This is a genomic window from Mangrovicoccus ximenensis (assembly GCF_003056725.1).
Classification (GTDB): domain Bacteria; phylum Pseudomonadota; class Alphaproteobacteria; order Rhodobacterales; family Rhodobacteraceae; genus Mangrovicoccus; species Mangrovicoccus ximenensis.
Genome location: NZ_QBKZ01000023.1, coordinates 37,467 through 60,337, shown reverse-complemented (window position 1 = coordinate 60,337; position 22,871 = coordinate 37,467). Strand labels below are relative to the sequence as shown.

Below are 22,871 nucleotides of genomic sequence, written 5' to 3'. Positions count from 1 at the left end.
GGCGTGATGGCGGGGGATGGACCGCACCGCCCCGGGCTGTCAGGAACCGCGCCCGAGCATGGCCGCCCCTTGCGCTGCCGTCGAACCTGAACGGATATCCGGCAGACCGGAATGCGGCATCTCGAGACCCCGACATTGCCGGGCAAGGTCCGGCACGGAGCCGACCGAGCCGCGCACGGCACCCCGATGCGCCCTGCCGCGCCCGGTTGCCCCATTTCCGGCCCTCAGCGGCCGATCCCGGGCCGCTGGCCGTGATCCCGGCGCAACGCTTTCCGGGACGCCGGGGCCCGGGAGCAGCGCCTTGCCGCCAGCGGTCCGGTGCCTCAGGCGAACCAGGAGGCCTCCACCTCTGCCGGGGCGATGCCCGCAAGGAAAAGCTCGGTGCCGTTGCTGAAGCCCACCAGCGTGCCGCCCGCAGTGGACAGGAAGGACCACCCGGAAAAGCCGCCCGGATCCTCGCCGGCGAGCTGCACAAGGTCGCCATCGCCTGCGTCGAAATCGAGGATGATCAGCCGCGTGCCGGTGCTGCCGTCCGGCGCGCGGGCGGTGAAGACGAAAGTGTCCGCCCCGAGCCCGCCCCAGGCCGTGTCGATTCCGGGACCGGTGCCGCCATCGAGCGTGTCGTCGCCGCCGCCGCCGTCGAGATAGTCCGACCCGGCCCCGCCCGAGAGGCTGTCATAGCCGCGCAGGCCGAAAAGCGTGTCGTTCCCGGCGCCGCCATCGAGCGTGTCGAAGCCGGCATTGCCCTCCAGCCGGTTGTCCGCGTCATTGCCGACCAGCCGGTCATGCCCGGCCGAGCCGCTGATGCCCTCGACATTGCGCAGCACGTCCATGCCGCGGCCGGTATCCTGCGCATAAAGCCGGTTGAGCGAGACCGTCACCGCGATGCCGCCCGCATAGGAGACCATGTCGAACCCGTCGCCGCCATCCATCACGTCATCGCCGTCGCCGCCGCGCAGGTAGTCGTCGCCCGCCCCGCCCCGCAGCGTGTCGTTGCCCGAGCGGCCCAGAAGCGTGTCGTCGCCGCCCATGCCCTCGAAGATGTTGGCCCAGGAATCCCCGGCGAAGCGGTCCGCCCAGGCGCCGCCGCGCAGGTTTTCCACCTCCTCGAAGAAATCCCGGCCCTGCCCGGTCTGCTGCGCCGTGTCTTCGAACAGGTCGACCCTGAGCGGCCCGCCGTCGAGCAGCACCCAGTCGGAGCCCGGCCCGCCATAGAAGGCGTCGTCGCCGCCGCCGCCCTGCAGCGTGTCGTCGCCCGCCTCGCCCATCATCAGGTCGTCATTGGCGCCGCCGATCATCAGGTCGTCGCCGTCGCGGCCGTAGAATTCGTCATCGCCGCCATTGCCGGTCATCGTGTCGCCGAAGGGCGTGCCGATGAAGCTGTCTTCGCTGGCCGTGCCGACATAGCCGGCCTCCGCCAGATCGCCCGCCGCCGATCCGGTGATCCGGTCATGAGAGCCCAGCAGCCCGGTGTCGTGGACCAGCGTTCCCGCATCGGCGTCGTAGAGGAAGAACTGGGGCTGGCCCGAGCCCTGCACGGCGGTGATCCTGAGCACGCGGTCCTCGGCGCAGATTGCCAGAACGGTGCCGAGCCCGACATATTGCAGGTCGGTCACCGCGCCGCTGCGGATCGACATCACCGACAGCACCCCGGTCTGGCCGATGGCGAAGGCGAAGCCGCCGATCCGGGCCATACCGCCCTGGATGCCGTCGGCGAACTGGCCGATCCGGGTCAGGCTTCCATCCTGCTCCTGCCGCCAGAGCAGGCCCGCCGCGGTGCCGATCAGCAGCCGCCCGGACCCGTCCGCATCGAGCCCCGCAATGCCGCCGCCGACCGCAATTTCGGCGACCTCCTCCAGCTGTTCCTCGGGATCGGCATCGGCGGCGATCTTCAGCCGGTAGACCTTCGTTTCCGTGCTGCCGTAGAGGACGCCCCCCGCGCCCACCGCCAGCCCGGTCAGCGCCACGCCGAAATCCGCCACCTCCAGGGTCCGGCGCTCTGCCAGATCGGCGAGCAGGACGCGGCCGTCATCGGTGGACAGGAACACGGGCATCGGCGACCTCGCTCAGACAGGGTTTGCACGCACGAAGCGCGGTATACGGCGAATTCACCATATCCGGCTTAACGCCGCCCTGCCGGATGATTTGCATTTATGATTAATGCGACCAATCCGGCCTCCGCGGGGGCACCGCTTGACCCCGGGCCGCGCATCGGGCATGGCGCGCACACGACCAATACCCGCAACCGGGCGTTCCGTGGGCGCCAAACCGACGAGGAGGACCTGAGATGTCCCAGATCACCGTCACCTTCCCCGATGGCAATACGCGCGACTACCAGGCCGGCATCACCGCCGGCGAGATCGCGGCCGACATTTCCCCCTCTCTCGCCAAGAAGGCGATTTCGGCGCAGCTCGACGGCGCGCATTGGGATCTGGCCTGGCCGATCGAAGCCGACGCCGCCATCGCGATCAACACGCTCAAGGACGACGCCCCGGCGCTGGAGCTGATCCGCCATGACCTGGCGCATATCATGGCCCGCGCCGTGCAGGAGCTCTATCCGGACGTGAAGGTCACCATCGGCCCGGTCCGCGACCATGGCTGGTTCTACGATTTCGACCGCGAAGAGCCCTTCACCCCCGAGGATCTGGGCGCCATCGAGGCGAAGATGAAGGACATCATCAACGCCCGCGACGCGGTCCGCACCGAGGTCTGGAGCCGCGCCGACGCGATTGCCCATTACGAGAAGACCGGCGAGCCCTACAAGGTCGAGCTGATCAACCGCATCCCGGGCGACGAGCCGATCCGGATGTACTGGCACGGCGGCTGGCAGGATCTCTGCCGCGGCCCGCACCTGCAGAATACCGGGCAGGTCCCGGCGGACGCGTTCAAGCTGACCCATGTGGCCGGCGCCTACTGGCTGGGCGACAGCACGCGCCCGATGCTGCAGCGGATCTACGGCGTGGCGTTCAAGAACCGCAACGACCTGAAGGCCCACATGCAGATGCTGGAGGAGGCCGCCAAGCGCGACCACCGCAAGCTGGGCCGCGAGATGGACCTGTTCCACATGCAGGAAGAGGCCCCTGGCCAGATCTTCTGGCACCCGAACGGCTGGAAGATCTACACCACGCTGCAGGACTACATGCGCCGCCGCCAGGAGCGCGACGGCTATGTCGAGGTCAACACGCCCCAGGTGGTGAACCGCAAGCTCTGGGAAGCCTCCGGCCACTGGGAGAACTACCAGGAGAACATGTTCATCGTCGAAGTCGACGAGGACCATGCCCGCGAGAAGACCGTCAACGCGCTGAAGCCGATGAACTGCCCGTGCCACGTGCAGGTGTTCAACCAGGGCCTGAAATCCTACCGCGACCTGCCCCTGCGCATGGCCGAATTCGGCTCGTGCAACCGCTACGAGCCCTCGGGCGCGCTGCACGGCATCATGCGGGTGCGCGGCTTCACCCAGGACGACGCGCACATCTTCTGCACCGAAGAGCAGATCGAGTCCGAGACCAAGAAATTCATCGAGTTCCTCGCGGGCATCTACGCGGATCTCGGCTTCACCGACTGGTCGATCAAGCTCTCCACCCGCCCCGAGAAGCGGATCGGCACCGAGGAAAGCTGGGACCATGCCGAGGAAAGCCTCGGCAATGCCTGCAAGGCGGCCGGCTATGATTACGAGATCCAGGAGGGCGAAGGCGCCTTCTACGGGCCGAAGCTGGAATTCGTGCTGACCGACGCGATCGGCCGGGACTGGCAATGCGGCACGCTGCAGGTCGACCCGAACCTGCCCGAGCGGCTGGACGCGAACTTCATCGCCGCCGACGGGGCCAAGCACCGTCCGGTGATGCTGCACCGCGCCGTGCTGGGCTCGTTCGAGCGCTTCATCGGCATCCTGATCGAGGAACACGCGGGCAAGCTGCCGTTCTGGCTGGCGCCGCGCCAGGTGGTCGTCGCCTCGATCGTCTCGGATGCGGATGACTACGTGGCCGAAGTGGTCGCGGCCCTGAAGGCAAAGGGCATCCGCGCAGAGGCCGACACCCGCAACGAGAAGATCAACTACAAGGTCCGCGAACATTCCGTGGGCAAGGTTCCGGTGATCCTCGCCTGCGGCATGAAGGAAGTCGAGGAGCGCACCGTGACCGTGCGCCGCCTCGGCGAGAAACAGACTTCGCAGGACACGCTCGACGGCATCGCCGCCGCGCTGGCCGCCGAGGCAACTCCGCCGGATCTGCGTTGATCGTGCTCGGAACCGACGCCACCGACCTGCTGACCGCCGAACGCTTCCTGCGCTTCGGCGGGCTCGAGGCCGGGCCGGAATACGACACCGTCACGCTCTGGGTGGATTCCGCCGAGCTTGCGGATGACGGGGAAGACGGCAGCGGCAACCCGCTGTTCGACAGCCTCGTCGGCATCCCGAAGACGATCGAGACCGGCCCCGGCTGCCTGCGCTACTGCATCACCTTCCGCGACTGCCTGTCCTATGCCTGGCGCGACGAAAGCTACGGCCTGCCGGAGGACACGGACGCGGAGGACGGCCCGGAAGCCGGGGCGCCGCTGCTGCGGCAATACCAGGGCTCGGCCTTCCTCGACTACGTGGCGCAGGCCACCCGCGCGGGCGAGGTGCTCGACGTGCCGTTCCTGCATTTCGCGGTCTGCACGCTCGATGCCACGCTGGACGTCGCCTGCCTGGCGGCGCCCGAGGTCACGGCCGAGATGATCGCGCCGGACGATCCCGGGCCGAAGCCCGGGCTGGGCAAGCCCGGACGCTGAGCGCTCAGAGCAGCGCGGCCTGGACGGCCTTGTCCCAGCCCAGATGGAGCGCCTCGCCATCCTCGATGACCGGGCGCTTGATCAGGGCGGGATGCGCGAGCATCAGCTCGACCGGCTCGCCCGCGCGCTCTGCCTCGGAGAGGCCGCGCCAGGTGGTCGAGCGGGTGTTCATCAGCGCCGGGCCGAGCCGCCGTGCCGCCGAAGCCGCCGAGGATCACCGACACCGGATCGTCGCTGGCCACGGCCGCGACCATGTCGAAGGTCGCGATGCCGTCGCTGCGCCGCTTCGGCTATGCCGACAGCCTCAGCTCGGGCGCGATCGCCGCGGGCGGCACGCTCGGCATCCTGATCCCGCCTTCGGTGATCCTGATCCTCTACGGCATCCTGACCGAGAGCGACATCGGCATGCTCTTCCTCGCGGGCATCATTCCCGGGCTGATCGGGCTCTTGTTCTACGTGCTGGCGGTCGGCGCGGCGGTGAAGATCAACCCCGCCCTCGCCCCGGAGATGCCCGAGGCCGACGATGCCCCGATCGACGGGCTCTACGGCGTGATCNCTGTCGGCGGCGCTCNTTCGCCTTCATCATGATCGGCATCTATGGCGGCTTCTTCACCCCGATCGAGGCGGCAGGCATGGGCGCGGGCGCGGCGCTGGTGATGGTCACCGCCACCGGCCATGCCGGCTGGTCCNGAGATCTGGCAGTCGCTGCTGGAGACCGCCGAGGCGACCGCGATGATCTTCATCATCGTCATCGGCGCCGAGGTGTTCTCGAACTACATCAACCTCGCCGGGCTGNCCCGATGCGCTNGTCCGAGCTGATCTACGACATGGAGCTGAACGCCTGGGCGGTGCTGGCGGTGATCATCGTGATCTACCTGATCCTCGGCTGCGTGCTGGAAAGCCTGTCGATGATCCTGCTGACGGTGCCGATCTTCTACCCGCTGGTCCGGGGGGCTGGCGTGCCGCCGAACGGATCGCTTCGATGTCCCGGGTTCGGCGCAGATCCTGCCAGCTGGTGGGGTCGAGGCGGTCCGGATCAAGAGCGGCGGCACCCCTCTGAGCAGGGCGTTGCGGACGGCCCGGGACAGGCTGGTCCGCAGGCGCGCCAGATCGGAAGCAAGCAGCCGCGCCTTGCCGGAGTTTTCCGGCATCACGTCCGGTCCGCGTGTCGGCGGCGTCAAGCGCCGCTCGGAAGACAGTCTCTCGGAGGAACCGGCATCTCGCCGGACCCTGTTCCCGCCTTCGACGCCCTCACGCATCCGCGGCGGGATTGTCGGCCTTGGCCGCCGGGTCCGGGCCGCAGGAGACGGTCCGGTTGCTGACGGCTGCCCCTGGCGTTGTCTGGATCTCGGCCATGGCAGCGGTCCCGGCGCGCGGAGACTCCCTCACCGGCAAGGGCTTGTCCGCAGCGGCGACTGCGATCCACGGTTGGTGCCCGTGCGGGCCTGTTCGCACGGAGCGGGGCAAGGCGATTGCGCATGGACCCGGGCCGCGCAAGGCAAAGGTTGTCCAGGCTTTGAAGCTGGCAGCCGCGCTTAGCGCAATTTGGCGGCCCGGCTCGCCCTTCCGGTAAGTGCCTCTGCGGCAGGAGCATCGCTCCGGAAAGCGCCGCCTCCCTGCGCCCCCGGATTGGCTCCGTCGGCATGCGCGGCGCGGGCCGGATCGCTCTCCGGACTGCGGCACGATCCGCGCACAGTGCGATGATCTGAGCGGTCCCGAAGGCAAACATGCGGCGACCGCGGAGAGACCTCGGCGGCCCGGCACGCAGTATGACGGCAGTGGCAGCGGTCGTTGGCGGGGGTGTTGGGAGACCTCCCGGAGCGCGGGTCCCCGGATGGACAGACAGCCCCGCCATCCGTTCGCTGTCGAGGCCAAGAACCGGCCGTCGCCCGCCTGCCGGGGCGCGGGAAGCCATCCAGACCGGCGTTGCGAGAGACCTTGGCGTGATGCCGTTGCAGCTGAAGGGCTGGCGGCTTGCGCTCGCGACGCGGGTTCGGCCGAAGCGATCCGGCGCCGCCGAACTGGCGGAACTGCGCCCGGAGACACGGCGCTTCGCGGGAAACGGCGAGGCCATGCGGAAAGCGTCCCTGCCGACCGGGTCAGCCGGGTGGCCCATTTCGGTGCCATCGGTCCGGGACCGGTGGGCGACGGAACAAGGAGCGCGAGGCCGGAGGGCATCTCCGCCCACGCGTCCGCAGAGGCCATCCGCATGCGGTCCGCTGGCCTGGCGGGATCGGGCGCGAAGCTGCCCCGTGCCCCGTGCCCCGTGCTTCCGGGCTGCGCCGGTTGGTTCCGTTCCTGGCGCGCCGGGCGGTCAGCCTGGCCGCGGGCCGTGATCACGCCGCGGGATTGCGGCCGGACGGGCCGGATGGCGCGGTTTGCCGAGGCGGTGGAGCGGGCGCGCGGCTGGCGCAAGTAACCAGCCGGAAAAGGAAAAGGCCGCCGCCTGGACAAGCGGCGGCCTTCTTGCTGCGCAGCGGGGCGCTCAGCGCAGCAGGCCGAGCGGCACGGTCACGATGCCGGGGACGAGCACCAGCAGCACCAGCACGGCAATCTCGGCGAAGAGGAAGGGCAGCACGCCGGTCATGATCCGGTCGAGCCGCACCTGTCCGACGCCCGCCACCACGTTCAGCACGTTGCCCACCGGCGGGGTCAGCATTCCGAGCGCCCCCGCGATGGTGAAGACCACGCCGAAATAGGTCAGGTCGATCCCCGCCGCCTTGGCCAGCGGAATGACGATCGGCATCAGGATCAGGCTGAGCGGGGTGAAGTCGAGAACCATGCCCAGAAGCAGCGTCAGCAGCACCACCATGCCGACGAGCAGCCGCGGGTTGTCGAGGAAGGGCGACAGGAAGGCGATCACCTGGTCGGGCAGGTTGGCGATGGTGATCAGCCAGGCCGAGACCATCGAAGTGCCGATCAGGAACATCACCACGGCCGACGTCTTGCCGGCTTCGACCAGCGCCTCGTAGAAGGCTTTCGCCGTCAGCTCGCGATAGACGAAGGCGCCGACCGCGGCGGCATAGACGGCGGCGATCACCGCGGCCTCGGTCGGGGTGAAGACCCCGGCCCGCAGCCCGCCGATCACCACGACCGGCAGGACCAGCGCCGGGATCGCCAGCCAAAGCGCGCGCAGGGTCTCGGCGCGGCTCTTCTTCTCCAGCGTGGCGAAGCCGCCGCCGCGCGAGACGAAGCGCCAGGCGACGACCAGCGACAGCGCCATCAGCGCGCCGGGGACGATCGCGGCCATGAAGAGTCCGCTGATCGAGATATTGGCAATGGCGCCGAAGACCACGAGCGCGATCGAGGGCGGGATCACCGGGGCGATCACGCCGCCTGCGGCCAGCAGCCCGCCCGAGGGGCCCTCGGGATAGTTGCCGAGCTTCATCATCGGGATCAGGATCGCAGCCAGCGCGGCGCTGTCGGCGATGGCCGAGCCGGAAAGCGAGGCCATGACCAGCGAGGCGGCGATGGCGACATAGCCGAGACCGCCATTGACATGGCCGAAGGCCGACATCGCGACCTCGATGATCCGGCGGGACAGCCCGCCGCGGTTCATCAGCTCGCCTGCCAGTATGAAGAAGGGGATCGCCAGAAGGATGAAGTTGTCGGTCCCCAGGATCATGTTCTGGGCGACGATCTGGGCGTTGAAATAGTCGAGATGCAGCATCAGCGCGATGCCGCAGCCGATCAGCGCCCAGGCGATCGGCAGGCCCGCGACGATGCCGAGGATCAGGACGGAAAGGAAGATGACGAAGGTCACGGGGCGGTCACTCCGCGATGTCGGCGGAAGCCGCCTGGAAGAAACGGGCCGACGGCATGCGGCCGGTGAGGATCAGCGCCATGCGCACCGCCACCACGGCGGCCAGCGCGGCGCCGGCCAACGTCGCGACGACATAGATCGTCGCCGAGGGCAGGCCCGAGATCGGATAGGAGGCGGAGAAATTCAGCTTGGCCTGCATCCAGGCGCCCTTGGCCAGGAGCCAGTTGCCGTAGAGCATGACCGCGCCGGTCAGGAGCACCAGCGCCTTGCGCAGGGTCTCGGGCAGGCGGTCGACGACCAGCGTCATGGCGATGTGGCGCTGCTGGATCAGCGCGAGGACGGCGCCGGAAAAGATCAGGATGCTCAGCGCGATGCGCGACAGCTCCTCGGTCACGACGATGCCGGAATTGAGGAAGAAGCGCAGGCAGACATTGGTGAAGACCATCGCCACCAGCACGAAGAGCAGGAGGGCGACGAGCGCTTCGAGGCATTTCTCGGCGAGGCGCAGCATGGACATGGGGGTCTCCCGGAAAGCCGGGACCGGCGTGCGGCCGGTCCCGTTGGTCGGATCACTCGGCGAGGACGGCCTGTATCTTTTCGTAGAGCGGGCGGGTCTTGTCGGTCAGCAGTTCCTCGGTGACCGGGGCGACGGCGGCGCGGATTTCCTCGAGCGCCTCGGGCGAGAATTCCGAGACGGTCAGCCCGGCCTCGTCGGCGAGGAAGGCCTTGGCTTCGGCCACGGCGGCGCGCATCACCTTGCGGTTTTCCACGGCGGTGCGGCCGGCAGCCTCCTGCAGGATGCCCTTGTCCTCGTCGGAGAGGCTGTTCCACCAGGGCTGGCTGACCAGCATGACCAGCGTCGAATAGGCGTGCTTCGAGGTGGTCAGGTAGTCCTGCACCTCGTAGAAGTTCATGTCGCGGACGGTCAGCAGCGGGTTGTCCTGGCCGTCGACGGTGCCGGTTTCCAGCGCGGTATAGACCTCGGGGAAGGGCATCGGCACCGGGTTCGCGCCGAGCGCGGAGAAGGTGTCGATGAAGACCGGCGCGCCGATGACGCGGAAGGTCAGGCCGTCGAAATCCGCGAGGCTCTCGACCGCGTGCTTCGAATTCGACAGGTCGCGGAAGCCGTTGTCCATGTACATCAGCCCCAGCATGCCCGAGCCCTCGAGACCGGCCAGCATCTCCTTGCCGAGGTCGCCGAGCAGCACCTTGTCGGTGGCGGCGTCATCGGCGAAGGCAAAGGGCAGGTCGATGACCTGGAACAGCTCGTTGTACTTGATCAGGTTGGTCGAGGAGGTGATCAGCATCTCCTGCAGCCCGCCCTGCAGCGCGCCGATCTGCTGCGCCTCGTTGCCGAGCTGGCCCGAGGGAAAGTTCTTGACGGTCATGCGGCCGCCGGAGAGCTCGTCCACCTGCGAGATGAAATACTCGACACCTTGATCGAAGGGCGTGCCGGGGGTGCCGAAATGGCCGATCTTGATGTCGCGCGCGGCGGCGGGCAGGGCCAGCATGGCGCCGAGGGCGGCGCCGGCGGCGAGCTTGGCAAGTTTGGCTGCAAGGGCCATCTGATGTCTCCTCTTGGGCCCGGACAGGTCCGGGACGTCTGGTGGCTGCCGTGCCGGGCCTGCAATCCTGTGCAGTTTTGACCGAACGTGCAATTGAAATGACTGATCGGTCATTTTGACCCTGCCTGTCCATTGCAAAGCGGAAACGGTCCGAAGATTCGCTTGGTCGGGCTGATGGGGTGACGAAAAATTGTGCAAACGGTCATCTGTGTTGCCCGAAAATGCATATCCGGAAGGCGTGTTCGCAAGGCTTCCGGGATATCGGGGGCAGTTTCGGCGGGAATTGCGGCGCAGTGCCGGTTGAAAGCCGGGAGCAACGGGTTTCCGGCAGATTTCGCCGTGACCTCCGCGGGACATGCCGCTAGCTTGACCGAAACCACATTTTCATGTGGCAATGCATGGCCGGAGTTCCGCTCCTGTCCGAGAGGGGCGGGAGGCGGGCCGGTCCCGCCGGAAGAAGAAGACGATCCAGATGAGCTCCGCCCCCCTCCCGCTGCCCTTCACCTGCCGCAAGCTGCCTGCCTCCGCGTCGCGCGGCGTCGTCGTGACCAACCATCCGCTCGGCTCCGCAGCCGGGCAGGAGATGCTGGCGCTCGGCGGCAACGCGGTCGATGCCGCCGTCGCCTCTCTCCTGGCGCTGACCGTGGTGGAGCCGATGATGGTCGGCATCGCGGGCGGCGGCGTGGCGCATCTGCGCCTGCCCGACGGGGGCCTCGCCGGTGACGCCGGGAATGTTGCTGCCGCCCGTCAGTTCGGCAAAGCGGTTGCGGAACCCGTCGCGGCGGCGCAGCGCGCGCTCGTCCCCGGCCGAGACAGTGGCAGCCCGGCGGTAGCCCCAGCCATGCGCCAGCTCGGCGGTGCGCCGCCCGGTTCCGGTATGCGAGAAGCCGACGCAGCAATCGACCGGGCTCTGGGTGATGTCCCAGAACTCGACCACCGGGATGCCGGCGCCCAGGAGCATCTTGCGGGCCGCGGCGCTGTGATGGATTCCGGTCAGCAGGATCCCGTCCGGGCGCCGCGACAGATGGGTGAAGATCAGCGCTTCCTCGGTTTCGGTCAGGAAACCGGTTTCGGAGACCATCAGCTGGTAGCCCTCGGCGCGCATGATCTCGGAGAACCCGTGCAGCAGGCTCGAATAGACCACATTGGTGATCGAAGGCACCAGCGCGGTGATCAGGCTGCTCTTGCGCGAGGCCAGCGCGCCCGCCAGCGCATTCGGCACGAAACCGGTGACGCGGATTGCCTCCTGGATGCGCTTCATCGTTTCTGCCGAGACCTTCTCAGGGTTCGACAGCGCGCGGGAGACGGTGACCTGGCTGACCCCGGCCATGCGGCCGACGGTTGCCATGGTGACGGCGCCGCCCTCGGGCGGGACCCGGCCGCGCCGGGCCTTCTTGCTGGATGCAGGCTCTTTCATGGCGCCATATTCCAGTTGCGGTGCAGGGGCCGCAAGGGCAGCCGCGCCGGCTTCCCCCGCGACGTTCGTGTCATTTCGCCTTCTTGGTCTGCAGATAGGCCGATCCGCCGACCGAGAGCGCGATGAGCACCCACAGGAAGACCGCGATCCAGCTTTTCGTGAAGAAGATCGTCAGGTCGCCGAAGCTTTCCAGCGTCTTGACGAAATAGACCTCTGCCGACGGCCCCAGGATGAAGCCGATGATGAAGGGCGCGACCTCCAGCCGGATCTTGGCCATCAGCCAGCCGAACACGCCGAAGATCAGGAGCGTCCAGACATCGAACATGATGCCGTAATTGATGGTGTAGGCGCCGATCACGCACATCATCAGGATGACCGGGAAGAGGATGCATTTCGGAACGGTCACCACCATCGCGAAATAGCGGATCGCGTAGTACATCAGCACGAACATGGCGATGTTGGCGATCAGCATGGCCAGGATCATCGCGTCCCAGGTGACCGGGTTGTTGCCGATGAAGAGCGGTCCGACCTGAACCCCCTGCAGCGTGAAGGCGCCGATCAGCAGCGCCGTGGTCGAGTCGCCCGGGATGCCGAGGCTCAGCAGCGGCACCAGCGCGCCCCCGGTCAGCCCGTTGTTCCCGGCTTCCGACGCCATGATGCCTGCGGGCTCGCCCTTGCCGAATTTCTCCGGATTCTTGGAGAAGGTCTTGGCGTTCGAATAGCTCAGGATCGAGGCGGCCGAGCCGCCGACGCCGGGAAGGATGCCGACGAAGGTGCCGATGCAGCTCGAGCGGATCAGGTTGACCCACTGGCCCTTGAAGATCGTCAGCGAGAATTTTTCGTGCTGGCCGATCCGGACATCCTTGCGGCTCATCCCGGCCTTCATGCCGGTCTCCGCCTCGTCGAGGATGGCGGCCAGCCCGAAGAGCCCGATCAGCACCGGCAGCAGCGAGAAGCCGGACTCCAGCCAGTATTCGGTGCCCGGCGGGATCAGCCGCCATTCGCCGTTGCCGCCCTTGGTCACGTCATAGGTGCCGATCAGCGAGATGAAGATGCCCAGGAAGCCGGAGAAGATGCCGAGCAGCAAGTCGGAGCTGAGCGCCGCCATCACCGACAGCGCGAAGAGGATGATCAGGAATTTCTCGACATAGGAGAACTTGATCGCGAAATCCGCCAGCGTCGGCGCGAAGAGGTCGAGGATCAGCAGCGAGACCAGCCCGCCGACCAGCGAGGCGCAGATGCCGATCCGCAGCGCCTTCTCGCCATGCCCGGATTTCGCCATCGGATGGCCGTCGAGCGTCGTGGTGATCGAGGAGGGCGTGCCGGGAATGCCCAGCAGGATCGCCGGAACCAGCCCGCCCGAGATGCCGCCGACATAGAGCCCCAGCAGCAGCGCCAGGCCGTTCTCGAGGCCCAGCGAATAGGTGACGGGCAGGCAGACGGCGACGGCCATGGTGGCGGTCATGCCGGGGATGGCGCCGAAGATGATGCCGACCAGCGTGCCGCCGATCGCGAGCAGCACGAAGAGCGGCGAGATGAAGGCGAGGATGTCCATGGGCTGCGGTCCGGATCAGGGCAGGGTCAGGAAGAACAGGTCGGTGAAGAGCCACCAGACCAGAAGCGGCGCGGCCACGGCCACGATCATCAGGGGCACGGTCTTGCGGAGCGTGCGGTCGCGCATGAAGAGCAGCCCCGACAGCGCGACCAGCGGGATCGAGCAGAGCAGGAAGCCCATGCCGGTATTCGGCCAGATGTCGCCGACAGGCACCATGGCCGAGAAGTAGAGCACGGTCAGCGCGAGCGTGCCGAAGAAGCGCATCTTGTCCGTTTCTCCGAGGATCCTCCGCCAATGCGCGCCGGAGGCGAGGATCGCCCGGCGGTCGCGGATCAGGATGGCAAGCCCGAGAAGCCCGAGGATGCAGCCGGTCAGTGCCGGGAAGATCAGGTGCGAGCTGTCGAAATCGATGGTCACATGGGTCAGGTTGCCCATCGCGGTCTCCCTTGAGCGCGGAACATGGCGGGGCGGGGCGCGAGGCGGCGCCCCGCCCGGGCTGCCGGGCAGGGTCCCGCCTCGTGGGCGGGACCGGTCAGCTCCGGATCAGCCCGAGATCTCGGCGATGACCTTCTTGTAGGTCTCGCGCTTCTCCATCAGGTGCTCTCGCGCTTCCGCGGAGGGGCGGAAATTCGGCGTGAAGAACGCGGCGGTTTCCTTCTTCTGGATCTCGCCCTCGTCGTAGATCTCGGCCAGCGCCCCGTCGATCGTGTCGATCAGCGCCGGATCCATGTCCTTGTTGAAGATCAGGAAGAATTCCTTGTCGAAGGTGAAGTCCTGCGTGCCGTCGAGCGTCACCGAGGTCGCCGGGCTGGCATAGTCCAGCATGCCGTCGCGGGTGAGCTTGCCCATGCCGGCCTCGGGCGCCTCGGCCAGGGTCTCCGGCGAGGCGGTGATCCAGACGAAGCGCATCGCCTTCTGGTCGTCGCCGTCGAGCTGGGTGAACTGCTCGTTGGCCTGGATCGAGCCGTTGATCACGTCGGCAAGCCCGTCCCACATCGCCTGGTTCTTGTCGGATTGCGAGCCGGTGTTCACCGGAACGATGTTCTCCTCGGAGCCGGGCGCGCGCACCTTGGCGGCGTTCTTCATGGCGGAGAAGCCGATCTCCGACACGCCGCCGGGCTGGATCGCGACGCGCACGCGCTCGCCGTTCTCGGCGGCGGTCAGGATGTCCTCCATCGTCTGGTAGGGCGAGTTCGCGCCGACCAGGTAGGCGTTGCCGGGGTTGTTGGCGATGGTCGCGCCGACGGTGAATGCCTCGAAGGGATTGACGAAGCCCTTGCCGCCGTAGAGTTCGGCCAGATAGGCGAAATCGTGGAACAGCATGATCGTGGTGCCGCGGCTGTCGCGTTCCAGCGCCTTGAAGCCGTTGACTGCACCGACCGCGTCCACCTTGATGTTCGCGCCGAGCTTCTCCGACAGCGCATCGGCGACGATCGAAGCCGCCTGGTAGGTGTCGCCGCCGGTCGAGGTCGAGCCGATCACCATGCGGATGTTCTTCGGCAGATCGGCCGCCGAAGCGGCAAATGGCTGTGCCAGAATCGCGGCTGCCGATGCTGCGGCAAGCAGGGTCCTGCGGGTGAATGTCATCTGTTTTCCTCCCTTTGGCCGCTTTGCGCAGCCGGATTTTCCCGAGGTGGGGAGCGGTCCCCCGCCGCTCCGATCCGCGCTGTGAAAGCGCATACATAGTTCAACATCATATTCGGCGCAGCCCTGTCAAGTTTTGAATCTTGATCAGTCCAATATTGCGCGCAATGCAGAAATCCCGTTGACGGAATGAAATGTAAGCGCATACATAAGGGCCGGAACGATTGCGCCAAGGGAGGGGCATCCATGAAAGATGTGGACCGCAAGGATGCGGAGAGCTTGCGCTCGGCGCGCTGGTTCGCGCCGGACGACCTGCGCAGCTTCGGCCACCGGTCGCGGCTGATGCAGCTCGGCTATTCGGAGGCGGATTTCAAAGGCAAGCCGCTGATCGGCATCCTCAATACCTGGTCGGAGATCAACTCCTGCCACAGCCATTTCCGCGAGCGCGCCCAGGACGTGAAGCGCGGCGTCTTCCAGGCGGGCGGCTTCGCCGTCGAGATGCCCTCGCTCTCCGTCGACGAGAGCTTCACCAAGCCGACCTCGATGATCTACCGCAACATGCTGGCCATGGAATGCGAGGAAATGATCCGCAGCCATCCGTTCGACGGCGTGGTGCTGATGGGCGGCTGCGACAAGACCACCCCGGGCCTCGTCATGGGCGCGATCTCGGCCGGGATCCCGTTCATCTACCTGCCCGCCGGGCCGATGCTTGCCGGGAATTACGCGGGCAACCGGCTGGGCTCCGGCTCGGATGCCTGGAAGTTCTGGGACGAGCGCCGCGCGGGCAACATCACCGACGGGGAATGGGAAGGCATCCAGGGCGGCATCGCCCGCTCGGCCGGGGTCTGCATGACCATGGGCACCGCCTCGACCATGACCGCGATCGCCGACGCGATGGGGCTCACGCTGCCCGGCGCTTCCTCGATCCCGGCGGTCGACTCGGGCCACCAGCGGATGGGCGCCGATTGCGGCCGCCGCATCGTCGACATGGTCTGGGAGGACCTGACGCCGGACCGGATCATCACCCCGGCTGCGGTCCGCAACGCCGCCATCGTCGCCATGGCGACCGGCTGCTCGACCAATGCCGTCGTCCACCTGATCGCCATGGCGCGGCGCGCGGGCGTCGAGCTGACGCTCGACGATCTCGACGCGCTGGGGCGCGAGACGCCGCTGATCGCCAATGTCCGGCCCTCGGGCAAGGGCTACCTGATGGAGGACTTCTTCTTCGCGGGCGGGCTGCGCGCGCTGATGAAGCAGATCGAGGACCGTCTCGACACCGCCTGCCTGACCGTCACCGGCAAGACCATGGGCGAGAACCTCGAAGGCGCGAAAGTCTGGAACGACGACGTGATCCGGCCGCTGTCGAACCCGGTCTACCATGAAGGCTCGCTGGCCGTGCTGCGCGGCAATCTCTGCCCCGACGGCGCGGTGATCAAGCCCGCCGCCTGCGATCCGAAATACTACGTGCACGAGGGCCCGGCGCTGGTCTTCGACAGCTATCCCGAGATGAAGGCGGCGGTCGATGACGAGACGCTGGAGGTCACGCCCGGCCACGTGATGATCCTGCGCAACGCGGGTCCGCTGGGCGGTCCGGGGATGCCGGAATGGGGCATGCTGCCGATCCCGAAGGCGCTGATCAAGCAGGGCCACCGCGACATGCTGCGGATCTCCGATGCGCGGATGTCGGGCACCTCCTACGGCGCCTGCGTGCTGCATGTCGCCCCGGAAAGCTTCGCCGGCGGTCCGCTGGCGCTGGTGAAGACGGGGGACATCGTGCGGCTCGACCTGCCGGCCCGCCGCCTCGACATGCTGGTCAGCGAGGAGGAGATCGCCGCGCGCCGCGCCGCCTGGGTTGCCCCGGCGCCGAAATACGAGCGCGGCTGGGGCTGGATGTTCTCGCAACACGTCACCCAGGCCGACAAGGGCTGCGACTTCGACTACCTGCAATCCGATTTCGGCCGCACGGCCGGCGAGCCAGACATCTTCTGAGGAGGCCTGAATGGCATTCGATCTCGACACCGCGCTGCGGGGCATCTCCGGCATCCTCGTCACCCCCTATGACGCGGCGGGCGACATCGCGCCCGCGAAACTCGCGCCGGTCATCGACCGCGCGCTGGCGGCGGGGGTGCATATCCCGGTCGTGAACGGCAACACGGGCGAGTTCTACGCGCTGACCACCGGCGAGGCCTGCACCATGGTGACCGAGGTCTGCCGCATGGTGGACGGCCGCGCGCCGGTGCTGGCAGGCGTCGGCCGCGGCATCCGCGATGCCTGCCGCCTGGCCGAAGCTTCCGCCGCGGCGGGCGCGTCGGCGCTGATGATCCACCAGCCGCCGGATCCGTTCGTCAGCCCGCGCGGCACGGTTGACTATGTCAGGGCGGTGCACGAGGCCTCGGGCGGCCTCCCGATGATGCTCTACCTGCGCAACGACGCGATCGGCACCCAGGCGATCAAGGCGCTCTGCGACCTGCCCGGCGTGAAGGGCGTGAAATGGGCGACGCCCAACCCGCTGAAGCTGGCCGACGCCATCGCGGCCTGCGATTCCTCGATCGTCTGGGTCGGCGGCCTGGCCGAGGTCTGGGCGCCGCCGCTTTACGCGGTGGGCGCGCGCGGCTTCACCTCGGGTCTGATCAATGTCTGGCCCGAACGGTCGGTGGCGATCCACAAGGCGCTCGATGCGGGCGACTATCTGACCGCGAACAAGCTGATCGACGAGATGAAGCCCTTCGAGGAGATCCGTGCCGAAGAGCTGAACGGCGCCAATGTGACCGGCGTGAAGGCCGCGCTGGCCGCGACCGGACATGATTGCGGCCCGACCCGTCCGCCTTCCGCCTGGCCGCTGACCCCGGCACAGGAGGCCAAGCTCGGCGCTTTCCTCTCCAAGGTCGGCCTCGTCTGACCGGTTCCCGAAAGGACATCCCCATGCCCGACACCCCGCTTTTCACGCCGCATGGCCGCCATCCACTGACCCCGGTCGAGATGGAGGCGCTCTGGCGCGCCGAGGATGCCCGCGACCCGGAGCTTGCCGCCGCGCTCTTCGCGCTGCGCAACGCCCGCCCCGCCCCGGCTCCGGCGCAATGCCGCCCGGATTTCCTGATCATCGGAACGATGAAGGGCGGCACCACATCGCTCTACGACCATATCTGCCGCCACCCGCAGGTGGTGGAACGCCGCCCGAAGGAAATCCACTATTTCTCGATGCGCCGCGACCGCAGCGAGGACTGGTACCGCAGCTTCTTCGCCGGGCGCCGTCCCGGAGAGCTGATGGGCGAGGCCAGCCCCTCCTATTTCGACATGCCCTTCCCGGACACCCCGGCCCGGATCGCGGCGCTGGCGCCGACGGCGCATCTCTTCCTGATCCTCGCCGATCCGGCGCGGCGGGCAGTCTCGGAATACTACCATGACCTGCGCTGGTCGAAGCAGGCGGTCGATGCCGGGGGCTTCGTCGCGCCCGGAGAGGAGCTGAACGTGGCGCGGCTGCGCGCCGATCTGGAGGCCGGCGCCCCCTATCTGCGCACGGGGTTCTACGAAAAGCGGATGCCGCTCTGGGAGGCCCCTCTGGCGGCCGGCAAGCTCAGCCTGCTGACCCAGCAGGCGCTCCGGGACGACCCCGCGGCGGTCACCGCGCAGGCCTGGGCCGCGCTCGGCCTGCCCGAGGCGCCGCTGGACCGGGAAACGCTGCGCAGGCTGAACCGCAACCGCTATCCTGCGCCCGCGCAGGAGGTCCGCGACTTCCTCGCCGAGCTTTATGCCGACACGGTTGAGGCGATGCGCCGGAACTACGGCGTGGCGCTCTGAGCCAAGGGTCAGGTCAGCAGGTTCAGCCCGTCCCCGGTCCGGAACTTCGCCCGCGGGACGACTGCGCCGTCCGGTCCTTGCCGCGCCACAATCCAGAAGGAGGCAATGGTTTCATGCCGCCGCCGCTCCGCAAGACCGCATGTCTTTTCCGACCGGGGCGTCGCCGCCCAGACGGCGCCCGCCTCGACCAGCGGTGCGGCGGCGTCCTCGCGCAGGTCATGCACGGCCAGGTCGAACCCGGCCTTGCGGATGTTCGCGGCCATGCCGCGGCCCATGAGCCCGAGTCCGATGAATCCGATCTTCATCTGCCTTCCTTGCCTCCTATGCGGGAAGATGTTGCCGGAGCACGGGACTCCGGCCCGCAGCGGGTGCCGCAAACCAGGTGCCATGGCGCGCCGCAGGATCGCCGCCTCCGCGGCCCGGCACAGTGGCACGCGGATTGCAGGTCTGCCCCGGGAACACCAAGGGAGGAACTTTGATGACTGCCAAGACCACCGGCCTGCTCGCCGCAGGACTTCTCGCCGCCACCGCAACCGGAGCCATGTCCCAGGAGGTGAAGCTGCGCCTCGGGACCTTCCTGCCGGCCAGCGTCAACGGCACCATCCATGGCACGCAGGTCTTCATCGACGAGCTGTCGAAGCTGACCGAGGGCCGCGCCGAGATCGAATTCTACCCGGCCGAGCAGGCGGGCAAGTCGCGCGAGGCGCTGGAGCTGGTCCGCGTCGGCGCGATCGACATCTACGAGCTCGGCACCGGCTATTACAGCAGCTCGGACGTGCCGCTCTGGGGGCTCCTCGAGGCGCCGAACCTGGTGCAGAAGGTCTGCGACGGCACCCGCGCGATGCGCGCGGTCGGCGATCCCGGCGGCATCGTCTGGCAGACCCAGTACGAACCGCTCGGCATCCGCATCCTGTCCTATTACGTCTACCCGGCCTACGGACCGTCGGCGTCCAACAAGCAGATCACCGAAGTGTCGGATCTGGAGGGGCTGAAGCTGCGCAATGCCGGGGGCATGATGGAACGCACGGTCTCGGCGCTCGGCGGCGTGCCGGTCGGCATCACCGGCCCCGAGGTCGTCCAGGCGCTGCAGCGCGGCACGATCGACAGCTGGATGGGGGCCTATTCCTCGGTCCGCGACTACGACTACTGGCGCGACGCGGATTACGGCGTGACCGGCTTCAGCCTCGGCACGCCCGGCATCTTCGCGGCCATCTCCGAGCGCAAGTTCCAGTCCCTGCCCGAGGACATCCAGACCGCGCTGGTCGAAGCGGGCAAGGCGGCCGAGGAATCCTTCTGTGCCTTCATGGAAGAGGACGAAGCGAAGGCCATCGAGGAGCTGCAGACCGACGATTACGGCATGGAGATCTACACCTGGACGCCGGAACAGGTCGAGGAGCTGAGCTCCGTCACCTCCGGCGTCGTCGATGCCTGGGTCGCGGATCTCGAGAAGCGCCGCATCCCGGCCGGGGACGCGCTCGAGGCCTACAAGGCGGCCTTGCCGCAGTGACCTGACGGAGGCAGGCCCCTGCCGTGCCGGGTGCACGGCAGGGCCCCTCCTTCTGACCCATTGGAGTTGACATGCAGAATTCCGGCATAGACGCGACGCCGAGCCCCGTGCGGCGGGCGGTGGACGCCGTGGACGCCTTCCTCGGCTGGATCGAGAAAGGGGTCTGGACCCTCGCCGCGCTGATGGCGCTGGTGGTGATGTGCGTGGTCTCGGCGGATGCGCTCGGCCGCTACCTGTTCAATGCGCCGCTGATCGTGACCATGGACCTCGTGTCCCGCTACCTGCTGCCGATCATCATGCTGGCGGTGGCGAGCCTGGCGCTGCGCCATGCGCGGCACATCTCGGTCGATCTCTTCGCGATGCTGATCCCGCGGCGCATCCACCTCTTCCTGCTGGGGATCGGCCTTGCCATGGCGGTGCCGATGTTCTGGATCATGACCTGGCGCGTCGCCCACAGCGCGATCGAGAGCTTCGAGGCGGGCCGGGTCACCTATGGCCTGATCCCCTGGCCGATCTGGGCGGAGCAGGCGATCTATGCGGTCTGCATGGGGCTGATCCTGCTGCGCCTCGTGCATATCGCGGCGGCCAACCTGCTGGCCGCGGCGCTGGACGATCCCGAGATGGGCTTCCAGCTGATCAACTCCCACGAGCATCCCGAAGAGGAGAGCATCTGATGGCGCTGGCAACCGGTTTCCTCCTTCTCGTCGGGCTGATGGTGATCGGCCTTCCGGTGGCGATCGCGCTGTCGGTCGCGGGCGGCGTCGGGCTGTTCCTGGTGGGCGGCTTCGACCTGGCCGCGGGCATGGTGGCGGCGACGCCCCTGGGCTCGGTCAACGGCTATGAATGGGTCATGCTGCCGATGTTCATCCTGATGGCGAATTTCGTCATGGTCAGCGGCATCGGCGACGACATGTTCGAGATCGCCAAGACCTGGGTCGGCCGCATTCCCGGCGGGCTTGCCCATGCCACCGCCATCACCGGCGCGGGCTTCGGCGCGATCTCGGGCTCCAGCACGGCCGCGGCCGCGACGCTGGCCTCGACCACCATTCCGGGGATGATCAAGCAGGGCTACAACCCGCAGCTCGCCGCCGGCGTGGTGGCGATCTCGGGGACGCTGTCGATGCTGATCCCGCCGAGCGGCGCGATGGTCATCTATGCGCTCTTGGCGGACATGAGCGTGGCGAAGCTGCTGATCGCGGGCGTGGTGCCGGGTCTCCTGGTGACGCTGACCATCATCCTGACGGTGCTGTTCCTGATCTGGCGCCATCCCGAGCACGCCCCGGCCGCGCGCGGCTATTCCTGGGGCGAGAAGATCCGCTCGCTGCGCAAGGCCTGGACCTTCATCCTGCTCTTCACCATGGTCACCGTGGTCATCTATACCGGCGTCGCCACGCCGACCGAGGCCTCGGCGCTCGGCGCGCTGACCGCGCTCCTCCTGGCAATCTCCCGCGGCGTGTCGCGCAAGCAGATCATGCATGCCGCCCGTGCCGCGGTGGAAACCAGCTGCATGCTCGCGATGATCATCGTCGGCGCGCATCTCTTCGTCTACTTCCTGACCATGACCCAGGCGGCGCAGGGGCTGATCGGCTTCCTCGCCGAGACCGGCATCGACCGGCTGTGGATCCTGCTGATCGTGCTCTTCATCTATCTGGTGCTCGGCTGCTTCATGGACCTGATCGCCATGCTGATCCTGACCATCCCGATCGTCGTGCCGCTGATGGACAGCCTTGGCTACGACCTGATCTGGGTCGCCATCCTGACCATCGTGATGGGCGAGATCGGGGTGCTGACGCCGCCTCTGGGGATGAACGTCTATGTCATCGCCAGCACCACGGGGATGCGGCTGAACGAGGTGTTCCGCGGGGCGTTCCCGCATGTCATCGGCCACCTGATCCTGGTCGGCGTCCTGATCGCCTTCCCGGCGCTGGTGACCTGGCTGCCCTCGACCATGGAATAGCGGCGGTTTCCCCGCTCGATCCCGACAGGCCCGGTGCACCCGCCCGGGCCTGTTTCCTGTCCGCCCGGCGGAAACTTCGCCTCCATGTCCGCGCACCGGCCACGCTGGCACATGGATTGCATCTTTCGGGGACAGAACGCGGCTCCAGCCGTCGGAAGGGAGACAGACCATGAGCTACAGCGAAATCCTGTACCAGGAGGACGGCCCCGTCGGGACCATCACGCTGAACCGGCCGGAAAACGGCAACATGTTCACCGAGACCATGTGCCACGAGATCCGCGACTGCATCGAGGCAATCCGCCGCGAGACCCGCACCCGGGTCGTGGTGCTGACCGGCGCGGGCGACCGGTTCTTCTGCATCGGCGGACAGAAGGACGGGATGGAGGACACGCGCCTCTATGCCGGGACGCTGCCGGTGCTGGAAATGTACGAGGCAATCGACAAGCTGCAGAAGCCGGTGATCGCCAGCGTCAACGGCTTCGCGGTCGGCGGCGGCAACGTGCTGCAGGTCGTCTGCGACGTGACCATCGCCAAGGAAAGCGCGGTCTTCCGCCAGGTCGGCCCGATGATGGGCTCCTTCGATGCGGGCTACGGCACCTGGTACCTGGAGGACCTGGTGGGCAAGAAGCGCGCCAAGGAAATCTGGTACTGCAACAAGAAGATGACCGCGGCCGAGGCGCTTGAGATCGGCATGATCAACCGCGTCGTCCCGGATGCCGAGCTGGCCGAGAAGACCCGCGAATTCGCGCTGGAAATCGCCGAGCGCGGCTCCTTCGCGCTGGCTTCGATCAAGGGCGCCTTCAACGCCCGCCATGGCGGCGTCGGCGGGCTGTCGCGGGTCACCCATGACCTGCTGCTGACCCAGTACCTGAAGACCGCCGAGCACAAGGAGCTGAACGAAAGCTTCAACGGGCGCCGCAAGCCCGATCCGTCGAAGTTCGGCCAGTAACGCGAGGCA

At 67.7% G+C, this 22,871-nt stretch carries 19 protein-coding genes and 3 pseudogenes; 12 read left to right on the top strand and 10 right to left on the bottom strand.

The features are described 5' to 3' along the window. Positions 1-323 precede the first annotated feature (323 nt). Positions 324-2,054, bottom strand: coding sequence for a calcium-binding protein (locus tag C7T91_RS25615; protein WP_108262452.1), 1,731 nt, complete (start codon positions 2,052-2,054; stop codon positions 324-326). Positions 2,055-2,287: 233 nt separating this feature from the next. Here C7T91_RS25615 and thrS point away from each other — a divergent pair, with 233 nt between their 5' ends. After that, the gene (thrS, locus tag C7T91_RS25610) at positions 2,288-4,234 is read left to right on the top strand and encodes a threonine--tRNA ligase (RefSeq protein WP_108262450.1); all 1,947 of its coding nucleotides are present in this window, start codon (positions 2,288-2,290) and stop codon (positions 4,232-4,234) included. Then, complete coding sequence (locus C7T91_RS25605; RefSeq protein ID WP_108262448.1) at positions 4,231-4,767, top strand: hypothetical protein; 537 nt, start codon at positions 4,231-4,233, stop codon at positions 4,765-4,767. Before thrS ends, C7T91_RS25605 begins: the two co-directional genes overlap by 4 nt. Positions 4,768-4,771: 4 nt before the next feature. Here C7T91_RS25605 and C7T91_RS25600 read toward each other — a convergent pair. Next, a pseudogene (locus tag C7T91_RS25600) lies at positions 4,772-4,951 on the bottom strand (arsenate reductase family protein); the annotation flags it as partial. A 68-nt stretch (positions 4,952-5,019) separates the two neighbouring features. Between C7T91_RS25600 and C7T91_RS37030 the strand changes: the two are divergent. After that, entirely contained in the window at positions 5,020-5,355 is a 336-nt protein-coding gene (locus C7T91_RS37030) for a TRAP transporter large permease subunit (protein ID WP_456237867.1), read from the top strand. Further along, positions 5,352-6,089 carry a TRAP transporter large permease subunit gene (locus C7T91_RS37025; protein ID WP_456237862.1) on the top strand — a complete coding sequence of 246 codons (738 nt, stop codon included), beginning with the start codon at positions 5,352-5,354 and terminating at the stop codon, positions 6,087-6,089. Before C7T91_RS37030 ends, C7T91_RS37025 begins: the two co-directional genes overlap by 4 nt. A 1,163-nt stretch (positions 6,090-7,252) precedes the next feature. Here C7T91_RS37025 and C7T91_RS25590 read toward each other — a convergent pair. From C7T91_RS25590 to C7T91_RS25580, 3 genes are read right to left on the bottom strand one after another with little or no spacing between them, the layout of a single operon-like run. Continuing rightward, a complete protein-coding gene (locus tag C7T91_RS25590; protein ID WP_108262444.1) occupies positions 7,253-8,530 on the bottom strand; it encodes a TRAP transporter large permease subunit in 1,278 nt (425 codons plus the stop codon). 7 nt (positions 8,531-8,537) lie between these two features. After that, entirely contained in the window at positions 8,538-9,047 is a 510-nt protein-coding gene (locus C7T91_RS25585) for a TRAP transporter small permease (protein WP_108262442.1), read from the bottom strand. Positions 9,048-9,099: 52 nt separating this feature from the next. Then, complete coding sequence (locus C7T91_RS25580) at positions 9,100-10,095, bottom strand: DctP family TRAP transporter solute-binding subunit (RefSeq protein WP_108262440.1); 996 nt, start codon at positions 10,093-10,095, stop codon at positions 9,100-9,102. A gap of 394 nt (positions 10,096-10,489) precedes the next feature. Between C7T91_RS25580 and C7T91_RS25575 the strand changes: the two are divergent. Further along, a pseudogene (locus C7T91_RS25575) lies at positions 10,490-10,747 on the top strand (hypothetical protein); the annotation flags it as partial. A gap of 120 nt (positions 10,748-10,867) precedes the next feature. Here the strand turns inward: C7T91_RS25575 and C7T91_RS25570 are convergent. From C7T91_RS25570 to C7T91_RS25555, 4 genes and pseudogenes are all read right to left on the bottom strand, one after another. Next, positions 10,868-11,443: pseudogene (locus tag C7T91_RS25570) on the bottom strand (LacI family DNA-binding transcriptional regulator); the annotation flags it as partial. Between the two features lie 139 nt (positions 11,444-11,582). Beyond that, positions 11,583-13,067 carry a tripartite tricarboxylate transporter permease gene (locus C7T91_RS25565; RefSeq protein WP_108262438.1) on the bottom strand — a complete coding sequence of 495 codons (1,485 nt, stop codon included), beginning with the start codon at positions 13,065-13,067 and terminating at the stop codon, positions 11,583-11,585. 15 nt (positions 13,068-13,082) lie between these two features. Next, positions 13,083-13,502, bottom strand: coding sequence for a tripartite tricarboxylate transporter TctB family protein (locus tag C7T91_RS25560; RefSeq protein ID WP_108262436.1), 420 nt, complete (start codon positions 13,500-13,502; stop codon positions 13,083-13,085). Between the two features lie 108 nt (positions 13,503-13,610). After that, on the bottom strand, positions 13,611-14,654 hold the full coding sequence (locus C7T91_RS25555; RefSeq protein WP_108262434.1) for a type 2 periplasmic-binding domain-containing protein: 1,044 nt from the start codon (positions 14,652-14,654) through the stop codon (positions 13,611-13,613). 243 nt (positions 14,655-14,897) lie between these two features. Here C7T91_RS25555 and araD point away from each other — a divergent pair, with 243 nt between their 5' ends. From araD to C7T91_RS25540, 3 genes are read left to right on the top strand one after another with little or no spacing between them, the layout of a single operon-like run. Further along, positions 14,898-16,640 (top strand): L-arabinonate dehydratase, encoded by a 1,743-nt coding sequence (gene araD / locus C7T91_RS25550; protein ID WP_108262432.1) that lies wholly within the window; start codon positions 14,898-14,900, stop codon positions 16,638-16,640. A 10-nt stretch (positions 16,641-16,650) separates the two neighbouring features. Continuing rightward, positions 16,651-17,550, top strand: a complete 900-nt coding sequence (locus C7T91_RS25545; protein WP_108262430.1) for a dihydrodipicolinate synthase family protein — start codon at positions 16,651-16,653, stop codon at positions 17,548-17,550. A 23-nt stretch (positions 17,551-17,573) separates the two neighbouring features. Then, positions 17,574-18,449, top strand: coding sequence for a sulfotransferase domain-containing protein (locus tag C7T91_RS25540; protein ID WP_108262428.1), 876 nt, complete (start codon positions 17,574-17,576; stop codon positions 18,447-18,449). Positions 18,450-18,457: 8 nt separating this feature from the next. Here C7T91_RS25540 and C7T91_RS25535 read toward each other — a convergent pair whose 3' ends face one another. After that, a complete protein-coding gene (locus C7T91_RS25535) occupies positions 18,458-18,754 on the bottom strand; it encodes an NAD(P)-binding domain-containing protein (protein ID WP_108262426.1) in 297 nt (98 codons plus the stop codon). Between the two features lie 173 nt (positions 18,755-18,927). Between C7T91_RS25535 and C7T91_RS25530 the strand changes: the two genes are divergently transcribed. The 4 genes from C7T91_RS25530 (at position 18,928) to C7T91_RS25515 (ending at position 22,862) form a co-directional block, all read left to right on the top strand. Then, entirely contained in the window at positions 18,928-19,956 is a 1,029-nt protein-coding gene (locus C7T91_RS25530; RefSeq protein WP_108262424.1) for a TRAP transporter substrate-binding protein, read from the top strand. 71 nt (positions 19,957-20,027) lie between these two features. Next, positions 20,028-20,630: a TRAP transporter small permease gene (locus C7T91_RS25525; RefSeq protein WP_108262422.1), complete on the top strand. Its 603-nt coding sequence runs from the start codon at positions 20,028-20,030 to the stop codon at positions 20,628-20,630. Beyond that, a complete protein-coding gene (locus C7T91_RS25520) occupies positions 20,630-21,913 on the top strand; it encodes a TRAP transporter large permease (RefSeq protein ID WP_108262420.1) in 1,284 nt (427 codons plus the stop codon). The genes C7T91_RS25525 and C7T91_RS25520 overlap by 1 nt, the downstream gene beginning before the upstream one ends. Before the next feature lie 169 nt (positions 21,914-22,082). Next, the gene (locus C7T91_RS25515; RefSeq protein WP_108262418.1) at positions 22,083-22,862 is read left to right on the top strand and encodes an enoyl-CoA hydratase-related protein; all 780 of its coding nucleotides are present in this window, start codon (positions 22,083-22,085) and stop codon (positions 22,860-22,862) included. Positions 22,863-22,871: the final 9 nt, after the last annotated feature.

Excerpts from the sequence above, each read along its gene's own strand:
- C7T91_RS25615 (WP_108262452.1), bottom strand. The coding sequence starts at position 2,054 with ATGCCCGTGTTCCTGTCCACCGATGACGGCCGCGTCCTGCTCGCCGAT.
- thrS (WP_108262450.1), top strand. The coding sequence starts at position 2,288 with ATGTCCCAGATCACCGTCACCTTCCCCGATGGCAATACGCGCGACTAC.
- C7T91_RS25585 (WP_108262442.1), bottom strand. The coding sequence starts at position 9,047 with ATGTCCATGCTGCGCCTCGCCGAGAAATGCCTCGAAGCGCTCGTCGCC.
- C7T91_RS25580 (WP_108262440.1), bottom strand. The coding sequence starts at position 10,095 with ATGGCCCTTGCAGCCAAACTTGCCAAGCTCGCCGCCGGCGCCGCCCTC.
- C7T91_RS25565 (WP_108262438.1), bottom strand. The coding sequence starts at position 13,067 with ATGGACATCCTCGCCTTCATCTCGCCGCTCTTCGTGCTGCTCGCGATC.
- C7T91_RS25560 (WP_108262436.1), bottom strand. The coding sequence starts at position 13,502 with ATGGGCAACCTGACCCATGTGACCATCGATTTCGACAGCTCGCACCTG.
- C7T91_RS25555 (WP_108262434.1), bottom strand. The coding sequence starts at position 14,654 with ATGACATTCACCCGCAGGACCCTGCTTGCCGCAGCATCGGCAGCCGCG.
- araD (WP_108262432.1), top strand. The coding sequence starts at position 14,898 with ATGAAAGATGTGGACCGCAAGGATGCGGAGAGCTTGCGCTCGGCGCGC.
- C7T91_RS25545 (WP_108262430.1), top strand. The coding sequence starts at position 16,651 with ATGGCATTCGATCTCGACACCGCGCTGCGGGGCATCTCCGGCATCCTC.
- C7T91_RS25540 (WP_108262428.1), top strand. The coding sequence starts at position 17,574 with ATGCCCGACACCCCGCTTTTCACGCCGCATGGCCGCCATCCACTGACC.
- C7T91_RS25535 (WP_108262426.1), bottom strand. The coding sequence starts at position 18,754 with ATGAAGATCGGATTCATCGGACTCGGGCTCATGGGCCGCGGCATGGCC.
- C7T91_RS25530 (WP_108262424.1), top strand. The coding sequence starts at position 18,928 with ATGACTGCCAAGACCACCGGCCTGCTCGCCGCAGGACTTCTCGCCGCC.
- C7T91_RS25525 (WP_108262422.1), top strand. The coding sequence starts at position 20,028 with ATGCAGAATTCCGGCATAGACGCGACGCCGAGCCCCGTGCGGCGGGCG.
- C7T91_RS25520 (WP_108262420.1), top strand. The coding sequence starts at position 20,630 with ATGGCGCTGGCAACCGGTTTCCTCCTTCTCGTCGGGCTGATGGTGATC.
- C7T91_RS25515 (WP_108262418.1), top strand. The coding sequence starts at position 22,083 with ATGAGCTACAGCGAAATCCTGTACCAGGAGGACGGCCCCGTCGGGACC.